The organism is Pseudomonas sp. NFACC45, assembly GCF_900113505.1.
Classification (GTDB): Bacteria; Pseudomonadota; Gammaproteobacteria; order Pseudomonadales; family Pseudomonadaceae; genus Aquipseudomonas; species Aquipseudomonas tehranensis.
Genome location: NZ_FOPO01000014.1, coordinates 120,305 through 134,742, shown reverse-complemented (window position 1 = coordinate 134,742; position 14,438 = coordinate 120,305). Strand labels below are relative to the sequence as shown.

The window sequence follows — 14,438 nt, the reverse complement described above, 5'->3', positions numbered from 1 at the left end:
TTGTTGTTCCACTGTCGACGCCGGTACAGCGTCTCCTGTTCTGCTGCATACCTTGAGTTCAAACTTTTCCCCTGTGGGAGCGAGCCTGCTCGCGATGACGGCCGCACATTCAACCTATATGTGTCAGATAGACCGCTATCGCGAGCAGGCTCGCTCCCACAGGGGGACTTACTTGTTCTTCAGACCGCGGCCGGTTCCTTTTGGGGCGTGGTGCTGCGGATGTCCGCCTCGAGGATCATCTGCGCGGCCTTCTCGGCAATCATCAGCGTTGGCGAGCAGGTGTTGCCCGAGGTGATGCGCGGCATGATCGAGGCGTCGACGACGCGCAGGCCGTTGATGCCGTGGACCCGCAGTTGCGCATCCACCACCGCGTCGCGGTCCTGGCCCATGCGGCAGGTGCCCACCGGGTGGAAAATCGTCGTGCCTATACGGGCGGCGGCCTGGTGCAGTTCTTCCTCGGTTTGCAGGCTTGGTCCCGGCAGGTATTCCACCGGCTTGAAGGCGCTCAATGCCGGGGCGGCGACGATGCGTCGGGTCAGGCGGATGGCGTCGGCAGCGACCCGCAAGTCTTCGGGATGGCTCAGGTAATTGGGCTGGATCAGCGGCGCCTCGTGCGGGTCGACCGAGCGAATGTCCACCCGGCCACGGCTTTGCGGACGCAGGTCACAGACCGACGTAGTGAACGCCGGGAAACTGTGCAGTGGTTCGCCAAAGCGTTCCAGGGACAAGGGCTGCACGTGGTATTCGAGGTTGGCCGAGGCCTGTTCCGGCCCCGAGCGGGCGAACGCGCCGAGTTGGCTGGGGGCCATGGACAGCGGGCCGCTGCGATCATAGAGGTAGCGCAGCCCCATGCCCATCTTGCCCCATAAAGTACCGGCGATCTGGTTCAGGGTACGGGCGTTTTCCAACTGGTAGATCAGCCGCAGTTGCAGGTGGTCCTGCAAGTTGCCGCCCACACCGGGCAGCTCATGAACCACGCCAATGCCCAGGCGTTGCAACAGGTTGCGCGGGCCGATCCCCGAGCGCTGCAAAATACCCGGCGAGCCGACGGCGCCGGCGCACAGCATGATTTCCTTGCGCGCCTTGAACGTCATGCCTTTGCCTTGCCAACGGGCGCTGACGGCGTGGGCCCGGTTGTCACGCAACAGCACGCGGTCGACTTCGACATCGGTCATTACCGTGAGATTGGGGCGCTGGCGAACCGGTTTGAGGAAGGCCTTGGCCGCGTTCCAGCGCACCCCGGCTTTCTGGTTGACCTGGAAGTAGCCGCAGCCTTCGTTGTCGCCGCCGTTGAAGTCGTCGACGCTGGGGATACCGCTCTGTTCGGCGGCGGTGCGAAACGCATCGAGAATCGGCCATGACAGGCGCTGGCGTTCGACCCGCCATTCTCCGGCGGCGCCATGGAACTCGGAGTCCCCGGCAAAGTGGTTTTCGCTCTGTCTGAACAACGGCAGCACGTCTTTCCAGGCCCAGCCAGGATTGCCCTCGGCGGCCCAGCTGTCGTAATCCGCGGCCTGGCCGCGCATGTAGATCATGCCGTTGATGGAGGAGCAGCCACCCAGCACCTTGCCCCGTGGGTAACTCAGGGCGCGCCCTTGCAGACCCGGTTGCGCCTCGGTCTTGAAGCACCAGTCGGTGCGCGGGTTGCCGATGCAGAACAGGTAGCCGACCGGGATGTGAATCCACGGATAGTTGTCGCGTCCGCCGGCTTCGAGCAACAGCACCCGGTGTTGCGCGTTGGCGCTAAGCCGGTTGGCCAACAGGCATCCGGCAGGGCCGGCGCCTACTATCACGTAATCGTATTCATCGACGACAGGTTGCATTCGCGACCTCATTTTTGTTCTTGTGGGATGCATCCTAGTTGTTAGGTTTCGTCAAAAGAATGTTAGTTTTTGCGCAACCGCTGTGCGTTTTTAAACAGTCCTGTCTTCAGGCGTGTTCAAGGATGGCCCATGTTCGACTGGAATGACCTGCGCTACTTTCTGGAACTGCAACGCAGCGGCCGTTTGCTCACGGCCGCACGACGCCTGAACACCACCCATGCCACCGTGGCCCGGCACATCGAAGCCATCGAGAAAAGCCTGGGCACCGCGCTGTTTGTCCAGCATGCCCAGGGGTATGAGCTGACCCCCGCCGGCGAATCGTTGCTCAAGCACGCCGAAGCCATGGAAAACGTGGCGCTACTGGCTCAGGAGGACATCACCCAGTCCAGCGCGCCCTTGGGCAAGATCCGCGTGGGGGTGACGGAAGGGCTGGGCATCATGTTTTTAGCCAGTCGCATGGACGGACTGTTCCAGCGCTATCCGGGGCTGGAAGTGGAGTTGGTGGCAGTGCCGCGTTTTGTCAGCATCCTCAACCGCGAAGCGGAAATCAGCATTCACCTTGAACGCCCGGTGGCCGACCTGCTGGTGACCCGCAAACTGACCGACTACAGCCTGGCGCTTTACGCCAGCCAGGCTTACCTGGACCGCTCGCCGCCGCTGCGCAGTCGCGAGGACCTGGCCCGCCACGCCTGGATCGGTTATGTCGACGACCTGCTGTTCAGCCAGGAACTGATGTTTCTCAACAGCTTTTGCCGCAACCCTCGGGTGGTGTTCCACAGCACCAGCGTCATCGCCCAGCAACAGGCCGCACGCTCGGGATTGGGGATTGCCGTACTGCCTTGCTACATGGCCAGCGGCGACCCGGCCCTGGTCCCATTGCTGCCCGATGAAACCATCCGCCGCAGTTACTGGATCAGCACCCGCCGCGAACTGCACAAATCCGTGCGCCTGCGGGTGCTCTGGGATTACGTGGTGCAGTTGTGCGAGCGCGAGCAGGGGCTGTTGCTGCCCTGATCTTGTTATGCCGTGGCGTAGGAGCTGCCGAAGACTGCGGTCTTTTGATCTTGGTCTTTCGCTTGAGATTCAAGCGGTAGGGGAAAGATCGCAGCCTCGTTGCACTCGACAGCTCCTACGGGCGCACACCGGGGAGCCGCGGACTGGGCAAGTGCTGGCCGCCCAAGTCCCCTTTTCTGGCCCCCAATGACCTCAAGCCAACGCGCGGGGGTGCCTTAGTGTGAGTCTGTCTGACCCATCACAACAAAGGCGTGCTCATTGCGCCACCAAGAGGGGCCCCATGTTGGTACCAACGTCTTCAGCCTGGACTCACGCCGCGGCGATTCTTTCGCTTGGCGTATTGCTCGCCGGTTGCGGCGAAGAGGCCACAACGAGCCCGCCCAGGGCCTTAACGAGTGTGCCCGCCGACGGAGCGCTGGCACACATCTACGACAGCAGTTGCAAGCTCTGCCACGCCAACCCCGGCGCCGGAGCGCCCCTGACCGGCGACGCCAACGCCTGGGCGCCGCGCGTAGCCCAGGGCAGCGAGACCCTGCTTGATCACACGATCAACGGCTACAACGGCATGCCGCCGATGGGCCTGTGCATGCACTGTTCCGAAGAGCAGTTCCTGGCCCTGATCGGCTTCATGTCCGGCCAGCCATTGCAATGACCAACAGGGGGACGACGGCATGACGATGGACTATTCACGGCGCCAGTGGCTGCAACGAGCCGCCGCTGTCGCGGCCTTCACGGCGCTGGGCAGCCAGGGCGCCCTGGCCGAGTTGATGCGCGCCCCGCGACTGATCCCGTGGCGCAATTGGTCCGGTGCGCAAAGTTGCCTGCCGGCAGCGCGTCTGGCTCCCAAGAATCTGGATGAACTGGTGCAAATCGTGGCCCGCGCCGAAGGGCGGATTCGTCCGGTGGGTTCAGGCCATTCCTTCAGCGCCCTGGTGCCCACGGACGGGACTTTGCTGTCGCTGAGTTTTTTCAGCGGTCTGCTGGATCATGACGTCTCCAGCCTGCAGGCCGAGTTCGGTGGCGGCACGCCCATGTCGCGCATGGGGCCGGCACTCAAGACCGTCGGTCAGGCACTGCCGAACATGGCCGACGTGGATTACCAGACCCTGGCCGGGGCCATCGCCACCTCGACCCACGGCACCGGCAAGGCATTCGGTTCGTATTCGGCGCAGGTGGTCGGGCTGCAACTGGTGACGGCCGGCGGCGAGGTGCTTGATTGCGATGCCAACCACCACCCCGAAGTATTCAAGGCCGGGCGGGTCTCACTGGGCGCGCTGGGGCTGGTGACCCGTGTGCGTTTGCAAAACCGCCCCGCTTATCGGCTGCGCGAGCGCCAGTGGGTGGCGAAAACCGAAGAGTTGCTCGAGGACCTGGACACCCACACCCGGGACAACCAGCATTGGGAAATGCAGGTGGTCACCCATTCCGACTATGCGTTGTCGATTGCCTTGAACGAAACCACTGATCCGGTCACTGCACCGGTGAGTCCCGAGGAGGAGGGCGGCAACGAATTCGTCACCCTGATCGAAAAGCTCGACAAGTATGGCAGCGACTTTCCGACGATCCGGCGAACCTTGCTCAACAGCCTGCGACTGCTGGCCGACTTCGATGAGCGGGTTGGTGATTCCCACGACATCTACGCCAACGTGCGCACCGTGCGCTTCAACGAGATGGAGTATTCGGTGCCGGCTGAACACGGTCCGGCCTGCCTGCGGGAAATCCTCAAGCTGATCCGCGACAAAGACCTGCGCACCTGGTTTCCCATTGAATACCGCTACGTGAAGGCCGATGACATCGCCCTGAGCATGTTCGAAGGCCGTGACAGTTGTTCGATTTCCGTGCACCAGCATTACCAGATGGACCATCACCATTTCTTCGCCGCCATCGAGCCGGTCTTCTGGAAATACCAGGGTCGCCCGCATTGGGGAAAACTGCACTCCTTGAACGCCAGGACGCTCCAGGCGCTTTACCCGCGCTGGAATGAGTTTGCCCAGGTGCGCCAGGCCCTGGACCCTGGCGGCAAATTCCTCAACGGGCATCTTTCAACGCTTCTGGGAGCGAGCTGATGGGGTTCAATCGTCGAAGTTTCCTGGCCGGAACAGTGGGTGCCGGGGTGTTACTGGCCGGCGTCGGGGCCTGGCTGCGGCCGCGGGACCAGGGCGGACCGTACAGCGATTATTTCCGCCAGTTGAACCGGGAACTCAAGGCCCACGGTCCCATGCGACCGGTGATGGTGATTGACCTGGACCGACTCGATCACAACATCGACGTGGTAATGGGCTCGGTCCGGCGCGCCGGCAAACAGCTGCGGTTGGTGGAAAAGTCCCTGCCATCGCCGGGGCTGTTGAACTACATCGGCCAGCGAGCCGAGACGCGACGGTTGATGTCGTTCCACCAGCCGTTTCTCAACCACGATGCGTTGCAGTTTCCCACGGCTGATATCCTGCTGGGCAAGCCTCTGCCGGTGCGTTGCGCCGCGTTGTTCTATGAGCTTCACAAAGGCCCCTTCGATCCGTCACGCCAGTTGCAGTGGTTGCTGGACACGCCAGAACGGCTTGAGCAATACCGGGCCCTGGCTCAGGGGCTTGGTACTCGTTTGCGGATCAATATCGAACTGGATGTAGGCCTGCACCGAGGCGGGGTAGCCGACGATGCCACGCTGGAGGCGATGCTCAAGCTGATCCGGGCGAACCCGACGCACTTGGAGTTCGCCGGGTTCATGGGCTACGACCCGTTCGTGGGCATGGGCGTGCCCGAAATTCTCGCCACACCTGAAGCGCTACTGGCGCGGGTCATGGCGATCTACAACACACGGGTGGACTTCGTGCGTTTGCGCTATCCCGATCTCTGGCGTCCTGGCCTGACCCTCAACACCGCCGGCAGCCCCAGCTATCGCTTGCACGAACGAGAGAAACTGAGCAGTGAAGTCTCGGTGGGCACGGCCATGCTCAAACCCAGTCACTACGACCTGCCATCGTTGAACGAGCACGTTCCGGCGGCCTACATCGCCACGCCGGTCTTGAAGCGCACCGGCCCGGTCAACATCCCGGCACTGGACGACAAGTCGCGGATTTTTTCTTGGTGGGACGTGAACCAGCGCGGGACTTTTTTCATCTACGGCGGCAACTGGATGGCCGATCTCGAATCACCCCCCGGCTTGAAGCACAACGACCTCTACGGGCGCAGCTCCAATCAGGAAATGGTCAACGGTTCAGAAACGGTGGGCCTGGCGGTGGAGGACCAGGTGTTCCTGCGACCGACCCAGAGCGAGTCGGTGCTGTTGCAGTTCGGTGATCTGCTGGTCGTGCGCGGAGGGCGGATAGTCGAGACCTGGCCGGTCTATAGCTGATCGCGGACCCTGTGGGAGCGAGCCTGCTCGCGATGACGGCGGTACATTCAGCATCAATGCAGGCTGACCCACCGCTATCGCGAGCAGGCTCGCTCCCACAAGGGATTGGTGATGAGCTTGCTGGATTCGATCAGATGTTCACAACGCAAACGGAATACTGATCTTGGCCCAGAGCATTTCGCCTTCCGGACGATTCTCAACGTTGAACTCCTTGGCCCAGCGGATCTCGGCGCTGGCATATTTGAGAAAGGTCAGGTGCAGCGCCGGACCGATGGCGAACACCTGGCCGCGCACGCCGTCATCCACATCCTGACCGGCGAACTGCACGGTGCGGCCGTATTGTTTGTCGTCGGTGGTCTGCTTGAGGTAGTAACCGTTGAGCCCCAGCATCACGTTATCCGTCAGCCGATAACTGGCGGAATAATCGAAGTGAAAGATCTGCCCTGAGCGGTAGTCGGTGTCCTTGTTCTCGCGATTGAAGCTGTAAGTGGTTTTCACCGACACCTCGGTGTTTTCCGTGGGCAACCAGGTGAAGGAAAACAACGGCTTATAGGTGTAGAAATTGGTGCTGGTGTTGGCCAGGCGGTCGGTGCTGTATTCGCCGGTCGGCACGGTGATTTCCAGCGCGGCGGCCAGGGTCAGGTTTTTGCCCATGTCCCACAGCACGATCGGCGAGATGGTGGTGTCGCCCATGCCTTCGCGAGTGTCCTGCAGGCCGAACACCGAGATTTCCTGTTTGATCCAGGGCTGGCCAACGTAGATGCCCAGGCGTCCACCGGCCACCCGCAATGGGCTCAGGTAATCGATCCGGGGGACCACCGCTGTGGATTCGATCTCGACATCCGGGACTTCGCCGCCCAACGAACTGATGTTGAATTTCCTGGCCTTGTAATGGTTGTAGTAAAGGTTGAACGCGAACATGTGGTCTGGAAGGTTGTCGACGTCCAGCGGCAACACGAAGAAACCGTCGGTGCCGGTGCCGATGTTGTCGACTCCGGTTTCGGTGGCCAGGGCCGGCAGGGCACAGGCCAGGCCGAGGGTCAGTTGCAAGGCGAATGTCGTGCGGGTCGGGTTCATGTGGGGGCTCATTATTATTGTTGGAGATGCACCAAAGGTCCGAGCCATACAAATAAGCCGTTCGCCGCCGGCGGGGCAGGGTATTGGCGGCCACACAGGGGACATGGGCGGCCAGATTTTTGTGCCCCTCTATGCGCTGGGTCATGCTAACGTTTATGAAACAACCGGTTACAAAAACGCCACCTAACGTACCCCGGAACCCGCCCATGCAGATGAAAGTCATCGACCCGACCTATGAACTGGCGCTGGTGTCGCCGTTTCTTTTGCAAACCTTGGCCGACGTGGTGGCAGACCAGGGTTTCGATGCCGCCAGCCTGTGTCGCGGCCTTGGTTTCGGGCTCGACGATCTGCAGGATCCTGCCCAGCGGATTTCCTATCGCCAGGCCGTGGTCATGATCCAGCGGGCGCTCAAGCTGTTGCCTGATCGGGGCCTGGGCTTGTGGGTTGGCGATCGCAATGTGTTGGGTACCTTGGGCCTGCTGGGCCACGTGTTGTCGCTGTGCGAAACCCTGCGCGATGCCTTTGCCCTGGGGATTCGCTATCAACACACCACCGGCGGTATCGCGGTCTCGAGTGTTGAAGAGGCCAGTGACCGGATCATGGTCGAGGCGACTTGCCGCCTGCCTTTTGCCGAGGTCCAGGTGTTTGCGGTCGAAGAATTCTTCGCCAGCCTGATGGTGTACGGCAGAGCGTTGGCAGGTCCTGACTTCAGGCCCCAGGCCGTGGAGTTCATGCACGTTGCACCGTCTTATGCCCAGCAATACCAACGGGTCCTGGGGCCGGATGTGCGTTTCGGTTGTCGTCACAATCGCATGCTGATCGATGCCTCCTGGCTCGGCGTACGCCTGCCCAATCATCACCCGCTGGCCCTGCGTCAGGCCCTGGCCTTGCTGGAGCAGGAGGCCACTGAGGTCCATCGCAAGATCGATCTGATCCAGGCGGTGGAGCGGGCGATTGCCCGGGACCTGACCCGTGGCAGCCACATCGAGAAAATCGCCAGCGACCTCAACATGAGCAGCCGCACCCTGCGTCGGCGCTTGACCGAGCACAGCCTGACCTTCGAGGCCTTGCTTGAACAGGTGCGTCGTGGCCGGACCCTGAACCTGTTGGCCAATCCCGACTGGTCCATCGAACGGATCACCGAAGAGGTCGGCTACAGCGATGTGCGCAGTTTCCGCCGGGCGTTCCGGCGCTGGACCGGGATGAGCCCCAGCGCATTTCGCAGCGAGGGGATGACGACGGTGTAGTCGGGACGGCCAGCGATCGGCTTCCTATGGTTGACTGACTGGCGGTGCTTGTCAGAAAAAACCGACAAGAGTACAAATGTACTCCATGACCACTCTCACTCCCCGCCGTACCGCCATCCTGACCTTCATTCGCGAACGCATCGCCGAGCAGGGCCAGCCTCCCAGCCTCGCTGAAATCAGCGCGGCGTTCGGTTTCGCCTCCCGCAGCGTGGCGCGCAAGCATGTGCTGGCGTTGACCGAAGCCGGTTTCATCGAAGTCAATCCGCACCAGGCCCGGGGTATCCGCTTGCTGAACCAGCCGCCGCGTCCCGAGCTACTGGACGTACCGGTGCTGGGGCGAGTGGCCGCCGGTCTGCCGATCGGTGCTGATGCAGAGGTCCACAGCCGTCTGATGCTGGACCCGGCGATGTTCACCAAGGCGCCGGATTACCTGCTACGGGTCCAGGGTGACTCGATGATCGAGGATGGCATTCTCGACGGCGACCTGGTGGGCGTGCAGCGTACGCCCCAAGCCTTCAATGGCCAGATCGTCGTGGCGCGCCTGGACGGTGAAGTCACCATCAAGCGCTTCGAGCGAATCGGCGAGCGGGTACGTTTGCTGCCGCGCAACCCGGCCTATCAGCCGATCATTGTCGAAGCCGACCAGGACCTGGCCATCGAAGGCGTGTTCTGTGGCTTGCTGAGGCAAGGCTGATGGGCGCTGTCGTTGCGCTGGACACGCTGTTCAACGGTGGCCAGGTCTGGAAAGGTCGACCCGCGCCACCGGCCGCCAGCCCGCAACCCACCGGTCATGCGGCATTGGACGCAGCGTTGCCCAGCGGTGGTTGGCCGGAAGCGGCGCTGACGGAACTGCTCGTTGCCGCGCCAGGCGTGGGTGAGTTGCAACTGGTCTGGCCGACCCTGGCGCGGCTGACGGCGGCGGGGGAGCGGATCGTGCTGGTGGCGCCGCCGTTCGTGCCCTATCCCCAGGCCTGGCAGAACGCCGGGGTGGACCTGCGCCAACTGTCAGTAATCCGGGCCGATGAGCGCGATGCCTTGTGGGCCGCCGAACAGTGCCTGCGTTCGGGCAGTTGCGGCGCGGTGTTGTGCTGGCCCCGCCAGGCTGACGACCGGGCTTTGCGCCGCTTGCAAGTGGCGGCGGAAACCGGCCAGACCCTGGCGTTCGCCTGGCGCTCGATCCAGGAAGCCATTAACCCGTCACCGGCGGCCCTGCGCATCGCCATCGATGGCCGGCCAGGACAATTGCGGGTGCTCAAGTGTCGAGGCGGGCTGGCCCGTTCAACGCCCATTGCCTTCGCCACGCTCACGCCACAGACAGAGCATTGAGGTTGCGATGCGCTGGGTCTGCATTCTCTTCCCGCAATTGGCGCTGGACGCTGCGCTGCGTCAGCGTCCCGATCCTGGCGAGCCGTTGGCGCTGCTGACCGGCCCGGCCCAGCGCCGGGTGCTGCAGGCGGTCAATGAGCCGGCACGGGCCCTGGGCTTGCGTCCCGGCCAGACCATGACGGCCGCCCAAGCCCTGAGCAAAGGGTTTGCCACGGCCGAATACGACGCAGCGCAGATCCAATACTGGCAGCAGTTTCTGGCGGCCTGGGCCTACCGTTTCAGCTCCCAGGTCAGCGTGCATTACCCACGCACGGTGGTATTCGAGATCGAGTCGAGCCTGGGCCTGTTCGGCCCCTGGCCGGTGTTCGAGAAGCGCCTGCGGGCCGAGCTGACGCAACTGGGATTCCGGCATCGCATTGTCGCCGCCCCGAACCCGGTGGCAGCGCGGGTGCTGGCCAATGCCTACGACGCTCTGGTGGTGCCCGATATTGAAACCCTGCAAGCCTGCCTGGGGCAGATGCCGGTGGACCGCATCGGTCTGGAGCCCGACGTCGCCACGGCACTGTCACGCATGGGACTGCGTCAGTTGAGTCAGGTCCAGGCCTTGCCCCGACACACCCTGGCGCGGCGTTTTGAAGCCCAGGTGCTCAAGCATCTTGACGCGCTGACGGGCAGCCGCACCCTGGCGCTGTCGTTTTACCTGCCGCCGGACCGTTTTGATGTGCGCATCGAACTCAACTACGACGTGCAATCCCACCAGGCGTTGTTGTTTCCGTTGCGCCGATTGACCGGTGATCTCTCGGCTTTCCTGTGCGGTCGCGACAGCGGCGTGCAACGCTTTGACCTGCACCTGGAACACGCCGGGTTGCCTGACACGCTGATCAAGGTCGGCCTGCTCAGCGCCGAGCGGGATCCTGCGATGCTTTTCGAGCTGGCCCGTGGTCGGCTGGAGCAGGTGCAGGTCGAGGCGCCGGTACGTGGCTTTCGCTTGTGTGCCGAAGACCTGCCCAGTTTCGTGCCCCAACGCCTGGAGCTGTTCGACGAGCGTCCTCAGCAGTCCTTGCCTTGGGAGCAATTGCGCGAGCGGCTGCGGGCCCGGCTGGGGGACGACTCAGTGCAGGGCCTGGGGTTTCGCGATGACCATCGGCCTGAATGTGCCTGGCAGATGACCTCTGAACGCCAGCCCCAGGCATGTCCGGTGCGCGAGGGCGTCCGGCGTCCCGGCTGGCTGCTGGACGAACCCCAGGCCTTGCAGGAGAGCCAGGCGCGAATCCTCATGGGCCCGGAGCGCATCGAGTCCGGCTGGTGGGACGGCGCCGACGTACGCCGTGATTACTATCTGATTGAAACCCGCGCGGGCCAACGGGGCTGGGCCTATCGACCGGTGGGCGAGGGCGGGCCGTTGTGGCTGCAAGGTTGGTTCGCATGAACATCGACTATGCCGAGCTGCATTGCCTGTCGAACTTCAGTTTTCAGCGCGGTGCCTCCAGCGCCCTGGAGCTGTGCCGTCGTGCGCAACAACAGGGTTACAAGGCCCTGGCAATCACCGATGAGTGCACCCTGGCCGGGATTGTCCGAGCCTGGCAGGCTGCCAGGGAACTGGGCCTGCACTTGATCATTGGCAGTGAGATCCAGATCGAGAGCGGGCCGAAACTGGTGCTGCTGGTGGAGAATCTGCAAGGCTATCAAGCCCTGTGCCGGCTGATCACCCGCGCCCGTCGACGCAGCGAGAAAGGTCGCTATCGCATCGTGCGCGAAGACTTCGACGAGCCCTTGCCGGGGTTACTTGCGTTGTGGGTGCCCGGTGACAGCGATCCCGAAGGTCAGGGGCGCTGGCTGCGGCAGATATTTGCCGAGCGCTTGTGGCTGTCGGTCCAGTTGCATTGCGGGCAGGACGACCGGCGTCGGCTGGCGGACTTGCTGGCGCTGGCGCAACGGTTGAACGTTGCGGCCGTCGCCACGGGGGACGTGCACATGCACGCACGTGGCCGGCGCGCCCTGCAGGACACCATGACCGCCATCCGGTACCACGTCACGGTGGCCGAGGCCGGCCAGCGCCTGCACCCCAACGGCGAGCGCCATCTGCGCAGTCTCCAGGCCCTGGCCGACATCTACCCGCGCGCCTTGCTCGACGAAACGTTGAACATCGCCCGGCGCTGTACCTTCGACCTTGGCCAACTGCGTTATCAATACCCCCGTGAACTGGTGCCTGAGGGGCATGATCCGGCGTCCTGGCTGCGGGAGTTGACCGAGCGCGGCATGCGTCAGCGATGGGAAAAAGGTCTGCAGGACAAGGTCCGCCAGCAGATCGACAAGGAGTTGGCCCTGATCGCCGAGCTGGGCTACGACAGCTATTTCCTGACCGTGCAGGACATCGTCAGCTTCGCCCGCGAGCGGCATATTCTCTGCCAGGGTCGTGGTTCGGCGGCCAACTCAGCGGTGTGCTACGCCTTGGGTATCACCGAAATCGACCCGAGCCAGACCAGCATGCTGTTCGAGCGATTCCTGTCCAGGGAGCGCAACGAGCCGCCGGACATTGACGTCGATTTTGAACACGAGCGTCGTGAAGAAGTGCTGCAGTACGTGTTCCAGCGCTACGGTCGCCATCGTGCGGCATTGACGGCGGTGGTCAGCAGCTACCACGGTGCCGGCGCGGTGCGCGACGTCGCCAAGGCCTTGGGCCTGCCCCCGGATCAGGTCAACGCGCTGGCCGACTGTTGTGGGCGCTGGAGTGACGAGGCACCGCCCGTGGAGCGCCTGCGCGAAGGTGGTTTCGACCCGGACAGCCCGGTGTTGCGCCGGATCCTGAGCCTGACCCGACAACTGATCGGTTTTCCCCGGCATCTGTCCCAGCACCCTGGCGGCTTCGTGATTTCCGAACAGCCCCTGGACACCCTGGTGCCGGTGGAAAACGCCGCCATGGCCGAGCGCACCATCATCCAGTGGGACAAGGACGACCTGGACGCGGTCGGGTTGCTCAAGGTGGATATCCTGGCCCTGGGTATGCTCAGTGCAATTCGTCGCTGTTTTGATCTGATCGCGCAGTACCGTGGCCAGCACTACACCTTGGCGACGTTGCCCAAGGACGACGCGGCCACCTACGAAATGATCACTCGCGCCGACACCATCGGCGTGTTCCAGATCGAGTCGCGCGCGCAGATGGCGATGTTGCCTAGGCTCAAACCCGAGTCTTTTTATGACCTGGTTATTGAAGTGGCCATTGTGCGACCGGGGCCGATCCAGGGAGGGATGGTGCATCCGTATCTGCGGCGTAAAAACAAGGAAGAAGCGGTGACTTATCCCTCCACAGCATTGGAAGAAGTGCTCAAGCGAACCTTGGGCGTGCCTCTGTTTCAGGAGCAGGTCATGCAGATCGCCATCGTTGCGGCGGATTACAGTCCCGGCGAAGCTGACCAGTTGCGTCGCTCCATGGCCGCCTGGAAACGCCACGGTGGCCTGGAACCGCATCGGGAACGCCTGGCGGCGGGGATGGCGAGAAACGGCTATACCGCCGAATTCGCCGCGCAGATCTTTGAGCAGATCAAAGGCTTCGGCAATTACGGTTTTCCTGAATCCCACGCCGCCAGTTTCGCTTTGCTGACCTACGCCAGCAGTTGGCTCAAATGCCATGAACCGGCGGCCTTCGCCTGTGCCCTGATCAACAGCTGGCCGATGGGGTTCTACAGCCCGGACCAGATCCTTCAGGATGCCCGTCGGCATCAGTTGCAGATCCGCCCGGTGGACGTGCGTGCCAGTGACTGGGATTGCAGCCTTGAACCCATGGAGGGCCGACAACCGGCGCTTCGCCTGGGTCTGCGCATGATCAAGGGCTTTCGCCAGGACGATGCCCAGCGTATCGAAGCGGCCCGTCGGCATCGGCCTTTCAGTGACGTGGCCGACCTTGGCGAGCGCGCGCAACTCGATGCCCGGGCCCAGGCACAACTGGCCGACGCCGGTGCCTTGCGGGGCCTGGCCGGTGATCGTCATCGCGCCCGCTGGGAAGTGGCCGGGGTACAGAAACAACTGGGCTTGTTCGCCAGTTTGCCCGCTGAGGAAGAACCGCCCGTGGACCTGCCAAAACCCACGGTGGGGGAGAATCTGTTCGCCGATTACGCCAGCATCGGTACCACACTGGGCCCCCATCCGATGGCCTTGTTGCGCCCCGAACTGCGCGCCCGGCGCTGTCGCAGCTCACGGGAGCTGCAGGACGTGGCACATGGCCGCAACGTCAGCGTGGCCGGGCTGGTCACCGGCCGCCAACGGCCAGGCACGGCCAGCGGCGTGACGTTCGTCACCCTGGAAGATGAGTTTGGTAACCTCAATGTGGTGGTCTGGCGCGACCTGGCCGAGCGCCAACGCAAAGCGTTGGTGGGTTCGCAATTGCTCAGGGTCGACGGACGTTGGGAAAGTGTCGGTGAAGTTCGTCATCTGATCGCCGGCCGCTTGAGCGACCTGACCGAGTTGCTGGCGGGTATCCAGGTGCATAGCCGCGATTTCCGCTGAACCCAGCCGCCACACAGCAAGCATGCCCCTAGTCCGAGCAGGTTTGCAGCATGACCTCACCATGACCCCACCATGAAACCAAACGCCAACCCAGCGCTC

At 63.1% G+C, this 14,438-nt stretch carries 11 protein-coding genes; 9 read left to right on the top strand and 2 right to left on the bottom strand.

The window, feature by feature from the left end:
- Positions 1–179: 179 nt before the first annotated feature.
- On the bottom strand, positions 180–1,823 hold the full coding sequence (locus BM132_RS24380; protein WP_092459311.1) for a GMC family oxidoreductase: 1,644 nt from the start codon (positions 1,821–1,823) through the stop codon (positions 180–182).
- A 129-nt stretch (positions 1,824–1,952) separates the two neighbouring features.
- On the opposite strand from BM132_RS24380, the gene BM132_RS24375 reads away from it, so the two are divergent.
- The 4 genes from BM132_RS24375 (at position 1,953) to BM132_RS24360 (ending at position 6,186) form a co-directional block, all read left to right on the top strand.
- Positions 1,953–2,837, top strand: a complete 885-nt coding sequence (locus tag BM132_RS24375; RefSeq protein WP_092459309.1) for a LysR family transcriptional regulator — start codon at positions 1,953–1,955, stop codon at positions 2,835–2,837.
- A 280-nt stretch (positions 2,838–3,117) separates the two neighbouring features.
- Positions 3,118–3,489: a c-type cytochrome gene (locus BM132_RS24370; RefSeq protein WP_092459307.1), complete on the top strand. Its 372-nt coding sequence runs from the start codon at positions 3,118–3,120 to the stop codon at positions 3,487–3,489.
- A 115-nt stretch (positions 3,490–3,604) separates the two neighbouring features.
- Positions 3,605–4,903 (top strand): D-arabinono-1,4-lactone oxidase, encoded by a 1,299-nt coding sequence (locus BM132_RS24365; RefSeq protein ID WP_256244319.1) that lies wholly within the window; start codon positions 3,605–3,607, stop codon positions 4,901–4,903.
- A gap of 74 nt (positions 4,904–4,977) precedes the next feature.
- A complete protein-coding gene (locus BM132_RS24360) occupies positions 4,978–6,186 on the top strand; it encodes a DSD1 family PLP-dependent enzyme (RefSeq protein WP_177218216.1) in 1,209 nt (402 codons plus the stop codon).
- A 138-nt stretch (positions 6,187–6,324) separates the two neighbouring features.
- Here BM132_RS24360 and BM132_RS24355 read toward each other — a convergent pair whose 3' ends face one another.
- On the bottom strand, positions 6,325–7,263 hold the full coding sequence (locus tag BM132_RS24355) for a SphA family protein (protein WP_092459301.1): 939 nt from the start codon (positions 7,261–7,263) through the stop codon (positions 6,325–6,327).
- Positions 7,264–7,469: 206 nt separating this feature from the next.
- Here BM132_RS24355 and BM132_RS24345 point away from each other — a divergent pair, with 206 nt between their 5' ends.
- The 5 genes from BM132_RS24345 to BM132_RS24325 all read left to right on the top strand — a co-directional run bounded on the left by BM132_RS24345 (position 7,470) and on the right by BM132_RS24325 (position 14,339).
- A complete protein-coding gene (locus BM132_RS24345; protein ID WP_092459299.1) occupies positions 7,470–8,510 on the top strand; it encodes an AraC family transcriptional regulator in 1,041 nt (346 codons plus the stop codon).
- A gap of 76 nt (positions 8,511–8,586) precedes the next feature.
- Entirely contained in the window at positions 8,587–9,204 is a 618-nt protein-coding gene (gene lexA, locus BM132_RS24340; protein ID WP_092459297.1) for a transcriptional repressor LexA, read from the top strand.
- Positions 9,204–9,836, top strand: coding sequence for a translesion DNA synthesis-associated protein ImuA (imuA, locus tag BM132_RS24335; RefSeq protein WP_092459295.1), 633 nt, complete (start codon positions 9,204–9,206; stop codon positions 9,834–9,836). Before lexA ends, imuA begins: the two co-directional genes overlap by 1 nt.
- A 7-nt stretch (positions 9,837–9,843) precedes the next feature.
- Complete coding sequence (locus BM132_RS24330; RefSeq protein WP_092459293.1) at positions 9,844–11,265, top strand: Y-family DNA polymerase; 1,422 nt, start codon at positions 9,844–9,846, stop codon at positions 11,263–11,265.
- The gene (locus BM132_RS24325) at positions 11,262–14,339 is read left to right on the top strand and encodes an error-prone DNA polymerase (protein ID WP_092459291.1); all 3,078 of its coding nucleotides are present in this window, start codon (positions 11,262–11,264) and stop codon (positions 14,337–14,339) included. Before BM132_RS24330 ends, BM132_RS24325 begins: the two co-directional genes overlap by 4 nt.
- The last annotated feature ends 99 nt before the right edge of the window (positions 14,340–14,438 follow it).

Coding starts and splice junctions, on each gene's coding strand:
- BM132_RS24380 (WP_092459311.1), bottom strand. CDS start 1,823: ATGCAACCTGTCGTCGATGAATACGATTACGTGATAGTAGGCGCCGGC.
- BM132_RS24375 (WP_092459309.1), top strand. CDS start 1,953: ATGTTCGACTGGAATGACCTGCGCTACTTTCTGGAACTGCAACGCAGC.
- BM132_RS24370 (WP_092459307.1), top strand. CDS start 3,118: ATGTTGGTACCAACGTCTTCAGCCTGGACTCACGCCGCGGCGATTCTT.
- BM132_RS24365 (WP_256244319.1), top strand. CDS start 3,605: ATGCGCGCCCCGCGACTGATCCCGTGGCGCAATTGGTCCGGTGCGCAA.
- BM132_RS24355 (WP_092459301.1), bottom strand. CDS start 7,263: ATGAACCCGACCCGCACGACATTCGCCTTGCAACTGACCCTCGGCCTG.
- BM132_RS24345 (WP_092459299.1), top strand. CDS start 7,470: ATGCAGATGAAAGTCATCGACCCGACCTATGAACTGGCGCTGGTGTCG.
- lexA (WP_092459297.1), top strand. CDS start 8,587: ATGTACTCCATGACCACTCTCACTCCCCGCCGTACCGCCATCCTGACC.
- imuA (WP_092459295.1), top strand. CDS start 9,204: ATGGGCGCTGTCGTTGCGCTGGACACGCTGTTCAACGGTGGCCAGGTC.
- BM132_RS24330 (WP_092459293.1), top strand. CDS start 9,844: ATGCGCTGGGTCTGCATTCTCTTCCCGCAATTGGCGCTGGACGCTGCG.
- BM132_RS24325 (WP_092459291.1), top strand. CDS start 11,262: ATGAACATCGACTATGCCGAGCTGCATTGCCTGTCGAACTTCAGTTTT.